Source organism: Bacillus sp. FSL R5-0397 (genome assembly GCF_038593395.1).
GTDB classification, from domain to species: Bacteria; Bacillota; Bacilli; order Bacillales; family Bacillaceae; genus Bacillus; species Bacillus altitudinis.
The window spans coordinates 3,399,435-3,412,353 of record NZ_CP151992.1 but is presented as its reverse complement, the minus strand read 5'-3'; the positions used below and the strand labels follow the sequence as shown (position 1 = coordinate 3,412,353).

The following is a 12,919-nucleotide window of genomic DNA, read 5'->3' as shown; positions in this document are numbered from 1 at the left end:
TTTTGGCGTGAGTTCTAACTTTTGAAAAGTAATATTCAATTGATTTATGATAGTAGGAGTGAAGGAGGTCTTCGAATTGAATAAAACGATAGAAACCATTTTAAATCATCGGTCCATCCGTTCGTTTACAGATGAGCGTCTGACAGAGGAAGAAGTGCTGACACTTATCAAAAGTGCACAGGCTGCTTCGACATCAAGCTATGTACAGGCGTATAGTATCATTGGTGTAACAGATCAGGAGAAGAAGGCGAAGCTTGCTGAACTGGCTGGAAATCAGCCATACGTTGAGAAGAATGGGCATTTTTTTGTTTTCTGTGCAGACTTGAAACGCCACGACTATATCGCAAAAAAAGCAGGAAAGAACCATCAAGAGGCGCTTGAAAATACAGAAGCCTTTCTTATCAGTGTGATTGATGCGGCGCTCGCTGCGCAAAATGTCAGTGTCGCCGCAGAATCTATGGGACTTGGCATCTGCTATATCGGCGGACTGCGTAATCAGCTGAAGGAAGTATCCGAACTACTTGAAACACCTTCCTATGTGCTGCCGCTATTCGGATTGGCTGTAGGACATCCTGCCAATCCATCATCTCAAAAGGAACGGCTGCCCGTTGAGCTGATCTATCATGAAAACACATATCAGCAAGACGAAGCTCATGTGGATCGTTATTTAAAAGAATACGATGATCGTATTTCATCATATTATGAAGAACGAACAAACGGTGAGAGAAAAGATACATGGTCTGAGCAAATGCTTCGAGGCTTTAGTCAGCCAAAACGTGCTTTCCTCGGAGATTTTGTGAAAGAGAAGGGCTTTAATCGAAAATAAATCAGGAAATCCCCCTTTCGAGTGAGAGAGGGGGATTTGTGTAAGAGGTGCGACATCATGAAATTAAGTATACTGGATCAATCTCCTTTGATTGGAGATGCGACGCCTGCTGAGGCACTGAAGCAAACAGTCGAGCTGGCGAAGCAGGCAGAGAAATGGGGCTATCATCGTTTTTGGGTATCAGAGCATCACTTTTCAAACCGGCTCGCAGGATCGAGTCCAGAGGTGCTTCTCGGTCATTTATCAGCTGTGACGTCACATATCCGTATTGGTTCAGGCGGCGTCATGCTGCCCCACTACAGTGCCTATAAAGTAGCAGAGAACTTCAGAGTGCTCGAAGCCTTGGCTCCGGGCAGAATTGATCTTGGCATTGGACGTGCTCCTGGAGGTATGCCGATCTCCTCCATTGCCCTTCATCATGGAGAACGGAAGCGACTTGGTGATCAATACCCTGAGCAGATAGAAGAATTAAGGGTGTATTTACATGATTTAGCCGATGAATTTTATCCGCTGCCTCACCTGACCGCTTCTCCGAAAGTAGATACTGCCCCAGAGGTATGGATGTTAGGTTCTTCTGGAGGAAGTGCACGGCTTGCCGCAAAAGTAGGTGCAGGCTATACGTTTGCTCTTTTCATTAATGGAGAAGGCGGAGAAGACTCTGTGTCGCAGTATATCAGCCGATTTGCACCTTCAGAATTTGGTGATGAGCCGCGTGTCAGTCTTGCGGTCTTCGTTTTATGTGCAGAAACAGAGGAACAGGCAGAAAAATTGGCTGTCAGCTTAGATTTATCATTATTAGCTAACGAACAAGGACAGAACCTTGGCGGCTTTCCTACATTTGAACAGGCAAAGGCCTATTCCTACAGTCCATATGAACAAAAACGAGTAGCAGCCAATCGACAGAGGATGGTTGTTGGCACGCCATCCTCTGTGAAGCAGCAGCTGACAGCACTCGCAAAGGCGTATCGTACAGATGAAGTGATCGCTGTGACCATCACACATCACATACAAGACCGTCTCACATCGTATCGTTTATTAAAAGAAGCTTTTGATGCATAACGTATGTCATTTTACAATTTGCGCAGCCAATAAAAGGGATAGAGGAGCATCATGGTGAGAATAAAGGCAGCTGTCACCGCCAAGCTAAGCGGATAAATGCAGGTGGTATAGACAGTCAGTTCACATGCTTGATGAAAAGGACGAGGCTGTTTTGCATGTAAAAAGGTAAAAAAATAAACCAAGGTGATCGTGAGAAAAAAAGCCGTCATAAAAGAAACGATCCATAGCCATATCAACATGAATTTCTCTTTCCTCCATACATGATAGAAAAGCCTTGTTGAGCTGATGGGCTCATACAAGGCTTTTTATGTGATTCTTGTTTATTCAGGATAAATATCGAATGGTTCTTTCGTTTGAACCGTATCTGATTTACCTTTCAGGCTCGCATACGCAAGCATTGTATACTCACCTGCTTCTAACTTCTGTCCTTTATTGATCGTGCCATTCCATTTCACACGATGCTCTCCTTTATCAACATGTTGATAAACTCCTGCTTCACCTAAATACTCTCCATCTGTCGAGTAGACGAGGAATGCAAGATTTTCAGCACCGCCTGGGAGATAGCTGCTAATAACATAGCTTCCAGCACGGTTATCCGGCTCTACAGAAACCGAAGTGACGCGCGGGTAATCAGGCTCTTTTACAATCAATAAAGTAGGGATTTCAGTGACCTTTCTGCCATTTTCGCGAATGGTGATACTGCCTTGGTACGTTCCTTTTTTCGTTTTCCCATAATTCACTTGTACTGCGGAAGTAAAGGACCCTGTGGAATTCCCTTTCACTGTGATTTTTTTCGTGCCGTTGGTGCTAATGCCGTTGCCATCGAACTTGTAATCAATGGTATAGGTTTTCGGTGCTTTTGACAGGTTTTCTACCTTGAACTTCTTCGTTTTGATTTGAACGCCCTTTTCTTTTAAGAAAGTGCCGTACGAATAGCTTGCATCAGACACAATAGAAGACGCTTGAAGTGATTCGATGATTCGAACGCTGCCTGTGCCCTGCGTATTGTGAAGGAACGGGTTACCATTTGGGTCATACAATGTTTCTGCTGTATTCATCATCAACGCTTTAATTTGTTCTGTAGAATAGGATGGTTTTGCTTGTTTAATAATCGCTGCTACTCCAGCTACATGAGGAGATGCCATGCTTGTTCCTTGCTTCGATCCATAGCCGTATGGCTGAGAAGGATCGTGTGTCGGAATGGTGCTGACAATACTCACGCCAGGTGCTGAAAGATCTGGTTTGATCATCCACGTATCGACAACAGGTCCGCGAGATGAGAAGTCAGCGACTTGTTCACTTAACTCTTTCACAAATTGAATCGAGAAAGTCGTTGTATTGTTACCAGCCTCAATGGCTTTAACAAGTGCTGTTCCTTCCGCTTTTGACAGCTTAATCGTCGGAAGGGCTAGACCTGGTACATCCACAGGGATTTCTCCATCGGTATTGTTGTACATGACAACGCCGATCGCACCAGCAGCTTTCGCATTGTCCACTTTATCAACAAAGGCAATGGCTCCACGTTCAATCACTGCCACCTTTCCTTTGACATCGATGTTTTCAAAAGCTTTTTCGTCACCGATGCCTGCTTGGACGAGTGTGACTTGTTTTTGGTCAAGTGCTTTTAAATCATTTTCTAGATAGTAGCCCATCACTTTTGCTGTTGAATAGTTCGGGAATTTCACGTTGTATAAACTGTACGGAAGCTGAGTGGCTCCGACAGAAATAGCATCTCTTGATGTCCCAGGAGATCCAACGGTCCAGCTGTTTGGCCCGCTGTTTCCATTTGATGTCACAGCGACAACCCCTTCAGACATGGCCCAATCCAGTGCGATGCTTGTTGCATAATCAGGGTTATTCACACTGTTTCCAAGAGAAAGGTTCATGACATCGGCTCCGTCAGTGACAGCCCGATCGATGCCTGCAAGAACATTTTCAGTTGTTCCTGATCCGCCTGGTCCAAGGACACGGTAGGCGAGAAGGGTAGCATCTTTTGCGACACCTTTAATTTGTCCATTTGCCGCAATTGTTCCTGCGACATGTGTACCATGATCTGTCGATTCGCCTCTAGGATCTCCTTTTGGTGTTTCTTGTGGAGAATAGTCATTATCAACAAAGTCATAGCCTTTGTATAATCCGAAGTTTCCTTTTAAATCAGGGTGGGTATAGTCTACGCCAGTATCAATGACAGCGACTTTTACTCCTTTTCCAGAGTAGCCGGCATCCCAAGCTTTTGGGGCACCGATAAATGGAGCACTTTTATCCATGAGTGGAGAGACATCCTCATGAGGAAGCTGGACGCTTTTCTTTTTCACTTCATCTGTTTGATATGTAACATCCGGATAAACGGCTTTTACTCCGTCAACTGCGAGCAGTTTCGGGATTTCGTTTGCAGGAAGTTTCATAGAGAAACCAGAGAAGACTTTTTCATATTCTTGACGAACACTCGCTTTATCTAACTTTTTGAGTGCTGCATTCTTTACTTTAGTTCGAGATTTTTTGAGGGAGGCTTTTGTTTGTGCTTCGCCTTCTTGCTTGGCTTCAACTAAGGATTTTTCCTTTAATTCAACAATGACAGTGGTGTGTTTTCTAGACTTAACATTGATTTCGCCGAAGATTTCTGCTTTTTCCAGTTCCACCTGTTTGTTCGATGGAGCGGCAGCAGCCTGACCTGAAAAGAATGTGGATAAGGTAAAAATAGTGGAGAACAATAGAACAGAAGAACGAGAGATTACTTTTTTCAATTAATTTTCCCCTTTCTAGCTGTGTATTTAGGGAGATAGCCTTTCTTTTTGTGGATAAATAGGAAAGATTCACTGCCCGTTATTAAGTATTCCATACGATGAAACCAATTCCTTTACTGAAATGGTCTTATTTTACATAGTCACAAAGAACTATTTTGTTTATAAAGTCACACTTATGCACAATAATCTGTTGATAACTCAATTATTCAGATATATATATGGAAAATAAAAAAATCTCATACACAAAATCTAGTAAGAGGGTGTTGATATGTGGATAAACCCTGTTGATAAGATGTGCTTATCTTTGGGATAGTGTGTGTATAAAATTTTCATAGAAACATTGTGGAACATGATCATCTTCTGCACTTTTCAACAAAACTTCTGAAAACTAGTTCGTTTTTTCACCCAGATTGTGACAAACCTCTCTTTTTTCTCGGGATATGATAGGAACAGTTAATTTGCTAGAACTGCTAGATTCTAAGGAAAGCGGAGGGATGTTCAGTGAAGAAATGGAAGAACTGGTTGAGTGTATGGTTTGGTTTTGTGATGAATGTGCTTGTGAATCCTGGTGAGCTGCTGAAGAAGCAAGGGGTGAAAGTGGCAGCAGTGGATGGAGGATTCTTTCTTGCGGTGAATGAGAGAAAGCTAGAGAAACTGGCAGATGAAAAGAAGAAGAAGCGCAGGACAGATAAGCCGTTTCAAGAAAGTCTGATGATGCTTTATGAAAAGACAACGAGAGAGGCGCGTGCCGGTCCGTTCTTATCTTTACAGAAAAGTTGAAACAGGGTAAAATCCCACATAAGACACGTTATCTGTGGGAGAGGATGCCCCTTGAAGATATATAAAATATTGAATAACAATGCAGTGGTTGTAAAGGAGGGTGATCAGGAGAAAATTGTGATGGGGCCCGGAATTGCTTTTCAGAAGGGGAAAAATGACGTCGTTCCCGTTCAAAAAATAGAGAAGATTTTTGTTGTGCGTGAAGAAAATGAGAAGTTTAAACAAATTCTTGCGACATTGCCAGAAACGCATATTGAGGTGGCAGAGCATATTATTAGTTATGCAGAGGGTGAACTCATGATGCCGCTCAGTGATCATATCCACATTTCACTGACAGATCATTTATCCTTTGCCATTGAACGCGTTCAAAAAGGCATTGTGCTATATAATAAATTGCTTGGTGAGATCAAAGTCTTATATAAGCAGGAATATGATATTGGAAAGTATGCCATTCGTTATGTAAAGGAGCGGCTTGGGGTTGACCTGCCGGACGATGAGGCAGGGTATGTGGCACTTCATATTCATACGGCCAAAATGAATACGGAGTCCATGAAGAAGACGGTCAAATACACAACGATGATCAAAGAAATGATCGAGCATATCGAAAGCGTTTTTGAGCGCTCGATTGATGAGGATAGTATTTCATATCAGCGGCTTGTGACACATTTGAGGTATGCATTAGGCAGGTTGGAATCGAATGAAGCATTTCAAATCATGGACGATGACATGCTGACTTTTATCCAAACAAAGTATGATTCGGCTTACCGGTGTGCACTTGGACTGGCTGATTTGCTGAAAAAAGAATATGGACTTCATCTCCCTGAATCGGAGATCGGCTACATCACGCTGCATGTCCAGCGTCTGCAGGATGCCGAATTGGTGTAAAGGTTGTGCCTGTCCGCAGGCTTTTTTTTATGCACACTACTCTAATTAGTGTATATGGGTCATTTGATTCGAAAAAATAGGTTGACGCAGGTCGCGCTCTTATACTATGATGAAAGCGTAATCAAAAACCAATATCGTGGGATTGTGACTGTCAGGCAGGCAAGACCTAAAATTTGCGTAACGAGGGGACGTGTATGTCCTTTAATCGTTAGTGAATTTTAGGTCTTTTTTGTTTTAAAAAAAGGGGGAGACAACATGGATTATCAAAAAACAGCCAAAGAATTAACAACATTATTAGGCGGCAAAGAAAATGTCATTAGCGCAACACATTGTGCCACACGACTCCGATTGGTGATGAAAGATGAGGCGTTGATTGACAAAGATGCCATTGAAGAACTTGAGGGTGTGAAGGGTGCCTTCTCAAGCTCGGGTCAATTCCAGATCATATTTGGAACAGGTTCTGTCAACAAAGTATATGAGCCTTTTGCTCGTGAGACGGGTCTTGAGGCAGACGACGAGAATCAGAAACCAGCCAGCCATGATGAAGCCGTGAAGCAAAAAATGAATCCACTTGCACGTTTTGCCAAGACGCTATCGAATATTTTTGTACCAATCATTCCAGCGATTGTAGCAAGCGGTTTATTAATGGGCCTATTAGGTATGATGAAAGCCTTCAAATGGGCTGATCCAAGCTCTGCCATCTTCCAAATGCTAGATATGTTCTCAAGTGCTGCCTTTATCATTTTACCGATTTTAATTGGTGTTAGTGCAGCCAAAGAGTTTGGTGGAAATCCATATTTAGGAGCTGTCATTGGGGGCATTATGATTCACCCGAGCTTGCTGAATCCATGGGGACTGACAGACGCAAAACCAGAATATATGCATCTATTCAATTTTGATATTGCTCTTCTTGGTTACCAAGGAACGGTCATTCCCGTGTTATTAACTGTGTATATCATGTGCGTGATTGAAAAGAATTTAAGAAAAGTTGTGCCGAACAGTATTGATTTACTTGTGACGCCGTTTGTGACGGTGATTGTGACTGGATTTGTGACGTTTATTGCTGTAGGACCTCTAGGGAGAATGCTTGGTACAGGAATCTCAAATGCACTCACTTATGTTTATGACCATGCAGGATTCTTAGCTGGACTTATTTTTGGAGGCGCTTATTCTTTAATTGTACTGACAGGTGTTCATCACAGCTTCCATGCGATTGAGGCAGGACTTCTAAATGATATTGGACGGAATTATTTGCTGCCGATCTGGGCCATGTCAAACGTCGCTCAAGGCGGAGCTGGGCTAGCGGTCTTTTTCTTAGCAAAGCGTGCAAAAACGAAAGAAATTGCATTACCAGCAGCATTTTCTGCTTTCTTAGGTATTACTGAGCCGGTCATATTCGGTGTGAATCTTCGTTATCGTAAGCCATTTATTGCTGCAATGATCGGAGGTGCATTAGGCGGGGCGTTTGTCGTCTTCACGAAGGTAGCCGCCAACGCTTATGGTTTAACAGGGATTCCGATGATTGCAATTGCAGCCCCATTTGGTTTACAAAATGTGGTAAATTATGTTATTGGTATGTTAATAGCTGTTGCTGTTTCATTTATTCTTACCATCATCTTTAAAGTCAAAGAAGTCGAAAAATAATCAAGGAGTGGTCACAGTGATGACAACAACGGACGCAGCACTTCGTCAAAAGGTAACAGATCGTATTCGAAACTATGAGCATTTGGTGAAAAAAGATGTGTACCGTCAGAACTTCCATTTAATGCCGCCAGTCGGTCTTTTAAATGACCCGAATGGATTGATTCAGTGGAAGGGAGTCTACCATGTGTTTTATCAGTGGCAGCCATTTAAAACAGGTCATGGGGCAAAATTTTGGGGTCACTACACATCAACCGATCTAGTGAATTGGCAGCATGAAGAGGCTGCCCTCACGCCAAGTGATTGGTTTGATCAAAATGGCTGTTATTCTGGCAGTGCAGTCATTGACGATGGTCGTATGTACGTGATGTATACCGGAAATGTCCGTGACGAGCAAGGGAACCGTGAGACATATCAATGTTTAGCTGTGTCAGAGGATGGGGTTCATTTTGAGAAAAAAGGTGTCGTGGCGACTTTGCCAGCGGGATTCACTGCACATTTTCGTGACCCGAAGGTGTGGAAGCGGAATGGAAAGTGGTACATGGTCCTTGGAGCACAAAGTGAAGATCTCAAAGGACATCTTGTCTTATTTACATCTGATACATTAGACAATTGGACGTTTCAAGGCATTATTGCAGGCAGTGGAAAGAATGGATTAGATCATTTCGGATACATGTGGGAATGTCCAGATCTGTTTGAATTAGACGGTCAGGATATATTGATCGTGTCACCACAGGGGCTGAAGCCTGATGGATTCAAATACAACAATACACATCAATCTGGTTATTTTGTTGGTACATTGGATGATCGTACCTACCAATATACGCATGGAGCGTTTGAGGAGCTGGATCGTGGCTTTGACTTTTATGCACAGCAGACTTTCCAAGATGAATCGGGCAGACGCATTTTAATGGGATGGATGGGTGTACCAGATCAAGTGGAAGAGCATCACCCAACTGTCTCTTATCAATGGATCCATTGTTTGACGATTCCGAGAGAGCTTCGTTTAGATGATGAAGGGCGTCTTATTCAACAGCCGGTAAGTGAACTTCGATCTATGCGGACAAATGAGCAGGAGCATGTTTTTCACGTTAAACGATCTGTTCACTCCATTCCTGTTGAAGATTTGACGAGCGCAGAGGTATTCATTGATCAAATTGAAACACAAAAAGGATTTGAATGCTGTATCCGTGCTGCTGCTCGTATCATTTATGATAAAGATGAAGGCAAACTAACGTTAGAGCGAGATCGATTTGAAGATCGAACAAAGGAAGTTCGTGAAGTAGAAATTGATGAATTACAGGATTTGCATATCTTTATTGATGCATCATCGATTGAGATTTTTGTCAACGGAGGCCGGGAAGTATTTACTGCACGTTACTTTCCTTCCCCGGGAAATAAATCAATCTCCATCAGTGGTAGAAATGAAACGAAGCTTAAATTGAAGACGTGGCATTTGCAAAAAGAAGCAGGTTTTTGATCTACTAAACAAGTAGAGAAAATGTCTACGTCTGCTACGCCTTGGTTAATTCTAAAGACAAAAAGAAGCCACTGCTAGACATTGATGTTTCAAGAGAAGAATTAGAGGAAACAGGTTGTCATTACAAGAGAGTCATCAAGATGTTGGATCGAGTAGACAATAAGAAAATGTACCTGTGTGAAAAAGAGACTATTACGAATAGTCTCTTTTTTAATTTAAAAATTCACTCAAAATTAACATGTCAATTCTTTACATATTAAAATATCCTTAAAATTCTATTTATGTTTACATGATCCATATTAACTATTAATATGGTAAATGTGGACCACGCTAAAAAAGTAATTGGAGGTAGTAATATGAAAAAACATAATGTTATTGTCACATCCTTGTTGTCGGCATCTGTATTATTCACTGGATTTGGATTGGAGGGAAATGCGCAAGCGAAAGATGTATTTCCTTCTATGAACGATGAAAGCGTCAAAGAAGAAATAGAAGAAATGAAGGCAGAGGGAATGACCTCTGAACAGATTAAAGAACTTCAAGAGATGAGCAAAAAGGAATATGATTCTGTATCTACGGAAGCAAAAGCAGAAGCGATATTCGAAGAGTCGCAGAAAGATATCGAACAATATATCAAAGATGGTGTGATTGATGAGTATCTACCTAAGTACAATGAAGAAAAAGAAAAGATGGGCGTAAATGCCAAGAGCAAGAGCCTAGGAACTAAAGGCGATGTGTTGGTTAGCTATGATTTGAATTCAGGCAGTTCTGCAATTGGATTCGGACACGCTGCAATTGTTTCGAGGAAAAAAGCTAAGACTGTAGAGGCTTGGCATAAAAATTGGAGTCCCATTAAACAACATGGAGTCAGAAGATATAATAATAATTGGGGTTCTAGAAAGAAGGTTTATGGGCTATGGGTGAAGAAGTCTAATAATACCAAATATGTAAATGCGGCTAAATATGCTGAAAAGCAAGCCGATCAAAAGAAGCCATACAATTTGAACTTCTTTGACAAGAAAACTACAAAAAAATTCTATTGTTCTCAATTGGCTTGGAGAGCATGGAAGAATCAAGGACACGACATTGACAATATAAAAATTGATTCGGTTGTATCGCCAATGGAATTAGTCAACTCTAACAACACGAAGGTCTTTTATCATAAAAAGTAAGTTAATAAGCAGTCGGGGATTTCCCCGATTGCTTTGCTTGTTTAAAATTGAAGGGAGATGATTGAATGAAATACTTTAAGTTACTTTTATTATCTTGCGCCATAGTACTTGTTTGTTCAGCATGTTCAAAGAAAGAGGAGGCTGTGGGTGACTCTTCTAAGGGAGAATTGAGCCATATGAAAGATAGTAAATTTGCTATCATATATTCACAGGCAATGGACAGAGGATGCGAGATGGTCAACTACAACGATAAAGGAAAGAAATTGTCGAGTATGACAATGAAAGACTGCGTAGGATTTACTTCTTCTACTCAAAGCAATAATAATATCTACTTTTCATCTAATAGGTCTAATTACCATGTGTCTTTAAATAAGAAGACTGGCAAGGTAGAGCCTTTGAATACAAAATCACTTTCAAAATCTACAGATGACGAGGGTGCATTCTTTATTAACTACTCTAATGGGTATGTTCTACACGACATTAACGTTGGCTTTACAGAGAATGGCTTAGTAGGAGAATTGGTATACTGGAATGAAGATGACAACGATAAAAATCAAGTTGAATTAGAAGGAGAATTAACAACAGCTATATTTGAAGACAAAAAAATCTATGCCATTCTCAGTAATGATGAAAGTGTAACAATGTCTTCAATAAATCCTAAAACCCATAAAGAAAAACGAAAAAAGTTAGACGTAGACTCAGTATTCTTCCCTGACAATAATGAGTCTTTGAAGTCATTAAACAACGAAGAGTTAATACTTGCCTTAAACGATGGCGTTGACAGTAAACAGGAGTCTATGTTGGTTGTACTCGACAAAAAAACTCTCGATAAGAAAAGAGAAATAGTAATGGATAAAGGATTCACTATCTACAAGACAAACGTAGACGATGATAAAGTCACGATAGTCTCCTATGAAGGAGAAATTAAGACATTCAACAGAGACCTCAAAGAGATATCTTCTGAAAAGATTCCACTTAATTTTAAATCAGATGACGAACGTTTAGAAGAGGCTAAGATTTTAGACGACAAGATTTATGCATTGGTAAGAATGTTTGAGAGAGATAAGAATGGAGTTATTGGCAGAATTATTGAATATAATATTGAAAGCAAGGAATCTAAAGAGATATCACTAAAATCTGATAAAGATTGGGAAATGACAAGCATGGAAGTTATAAGATAGCTGTATAGGAGAGTGGAGTATATTTACTTACGTTATCTTCAACCCATGGGTCTTGTGTTATTCACATTGCCGTTGTTGTATTTAGCTTGGGGAGTTATTGGCTATTTAATTTTTAAGAAGGTTTATGTGGATCTAATGATCACATTTATCACATCAACCATTTTCATATGATTATACTTAGTCTTACAGTTGAAAGAGGATAAACTCAATCCGAACGGTCGTTCATTTTTGCAAAAAATAAATGTTGCTTGTGAAAAAATGTTCGGTTTATGGGAGACTTTTTTTCATTAAAGCACTTCATCATACTTACGCAAAAAATTGTAGAAAAACATGGCTTTCTCTACAATCTGAGCAGATCAATGATCTGCTTTTTTCTAGTGAGATCAGCCTGTATCTTAAAGCCTATATCATGTATATACAAGGTTGGCCTAAAGCGGTTTGATGACGTTTTACATATATGATAACAGGTTCAATTGTGGTATCATTTTAAAATATATACAGCTGAGGCTGACGTTTATCCAAATGCGGTAGGACAAAAAGGGGTTGTTTACTTGAATTCAAAACAGCAGCCGACGACTAGAAAACGCTTGGAGACAATGGCAGATCATGTTGAAGATAAACGTGAAGAATATAAAGAATTGCTGATTCAAGTCCAATCTATTCTCGGTGAACCTTCTCTAGAGCAGGAAGAATTAAAAGAGAAGCTGTCAGATACGTATAAACAAATGAAAGAATATGCCTTATTTGTTGAATCCATTGAAGCCTTTATTCGAAAAATGGCGAAAGAATCTGATCAGCAAAAGTAGGTAAAAAAGTATGGTGAAAGAGTGTACCTGGGTGCGGGTATGCTTTTTTTATTTAAAGATTATCTATGTCAGTTTTATTCTAAATCTTAATGTATGAAGATAAATAGAAATTTGTAGATAGAATATTTAATGTATATGAGTTATAAAAGTGCAAGAAACATTACAATGCGGAAGGATAACCATTCTTCTCAAAACAGAGAACTGATATCCATATTTTATTTAATATATGAGTAGATAGTAAAAATAATCCTAAGGTCTGTCTTAGGACTATTTTTTGAGATTCTTTTATGTATTTCTTGAACCCACTTTCAATCCAGTAAAGTGAGATCAATTATTGTATTTTGT

General features: G+C 40.4%; 12 protein-coding genes. 10 read left to right on the top strand and 2 right to left on the bottom strand.

Annotated features, from left to right (window positions below):
* Positions 1 to 76 precede the first annotated feature (76 nt).
* Both nfsA and NSQ70_RS17520 read left to right on the top strand, forming a co-directional pair.
* Entirely contained in the window at positions 77 to 826 is a 750-nt protein-coding gene (gene nfsA / locus NSQ70_RS17525; protein ID WP_047945824.1) for an oxygen-insensitive NADPH nitroreductase, read from the top strand.
* Positions 827 to 880: 54 nt separating this feature from the next.
* Complete coding sequence (locus NSQ70_RS17520; RefSeq protein WP_342502598.1) at positions 881 to 1,885, top strand: LLM class flavin-dependent oxidoreductase; 1,005 nt, start codon at positions 881 to 883, stop codon at positions 1,883 to 1,885.
* Between the two features lie 11 nt (positions 1,886 to 1,896).
* On the opposite strand, the gene NSQ70_RS17515 is transcribed toward NSQ70_RS17520, so the two are convergent.
* Both NSQ70_RS17515 and NSQ70_RS17510 read right to left on the bottom strand, forming a co-directional pair.
* Entirely contained in the window at positions 1,897 to 2,124 is a 228-nt protein-coding gene (locus NSQ70_RS17515) for a hypothetical protein (protein ID WP_048002998.1), read from the bottom strand.
* Positions 2,125 to 2,205: 81 nt separating this feature from the next.
* On the bottom strand, positions 2,206 to 4,629 hold the full coding sequence (locus tag NSQ70_RS17510; RefSeq protein ID WP_251210563.1) for a S8 family serine peptidase: 2,424 nt from the start codon (positions 4,627 to 4,629) through the stop codon (positions 2,206 to 2,208).
* Positions 4,630 to 5,130: 501 nt separating this feature from the next.
* Here NSQ70_RS17510 and NSQ70_RS17505 point away from each other — a divergent pair.
* From NSQ70_RS17505 to NSQ70_RS17470, 8 genes are all read left to right on the top strand, one after another.
* A complete protein-coding gene (locus tag NSQ70_RS17505) occupies positions 5,131 to 5,409 on the top strand; it encodes a hypothetical protein (protein WP_342502310.1) in 279 nt (92 codons plus the stop codon).
* Positions 5,410 to 5,460: 51 nt separating this feature from the next.
* A complete protein-coding gene (locus tag NSQ70_RS17500; RefSeq protein WP_076821319.1) occupies positions 5,461 to 6,294 on the top strand; it encodes a PRD domain-containing protein in 834 nt (277 codons plus the stop codon).
* A 255-nt stretch (positions 6,295 to 6,549) separates the two neighbouring features.
* The gene (locus tag NSQ70_RS17495) at positions 6,550 to 7,938 is read left to right on the top strand and encodes a sucrose-specific PTS transporter subunit IIBC (protein ID WP_007497804.1); all 1,389 of its coding nucleotides are present in this window, start codon (positions 6,550 to 6,552) and stop codon (positions 7,936 to 7,938) included.
* Positions 7,939 to 7,957: 19 nt separating this feature from the next.
* Positions 7,958 to 9,415: a sucrose-6-phosphate hydrolase gene (locus tag NSQ70_RS17490; protein ID WP_342502309.1), complete on the top strand. Its 1,458-nt coding sequence runs from the start codon at positions 7,958 to 7,960 to the stop codon at positions 9,413 to 9,415.
* Positions 9,416 to 9,771: 356 nt separating this feature from the next.
* Complete coding sequence (locus NSQ70_RS17485) at positions 9,772 to 10,587, top strand: YiiX/YebB-like N1pC/P60 family cysteine hydrolase (RefSeq protein ID WP_096882013.1); 816 nt, start codon at positions 9,772 to 9,774, stop codon at positions 10,585 to 10,587.
* 65 nt (positions 10,588 to 10,652) lie between these two features.
* A complete protein-coding gene (locus NSQ70_RS17480; protein ID WP_268363142.1) occupies positions 10,653 to 11,768 on the top strand; it encodes a hypothetical protein in 1,116 nt (371 codons plus the stop codon).
* A 45-nt stretch (positions 11,769 to 11,813) separates the two neighbouring features.
* Positions 11,814 to 11,939, top strand: coding sequence for a DUF2651 family protein (locus NSQ70_RS17475; RefSeq protein ID WP_235701652.1), 126 nt, complete (start codon positions 11,814 to 11,816; stop codon positions 11,937 to 11,939).
* Between the two features lie 380 nt (positions 11,940 to 12,319).
* Positions 12,320 to 12,574, top strand: coding sequence for a hypothetical protein (locus NSQ70_RS17470; protein ID WP_008359596.1), 255 nt, complete (start codon positions 12,320 to 12,322; stop codon positions 12,572 to 12,574).
* Positions 12,575 to 12,919: the final 345 nt, after the last annotated feature.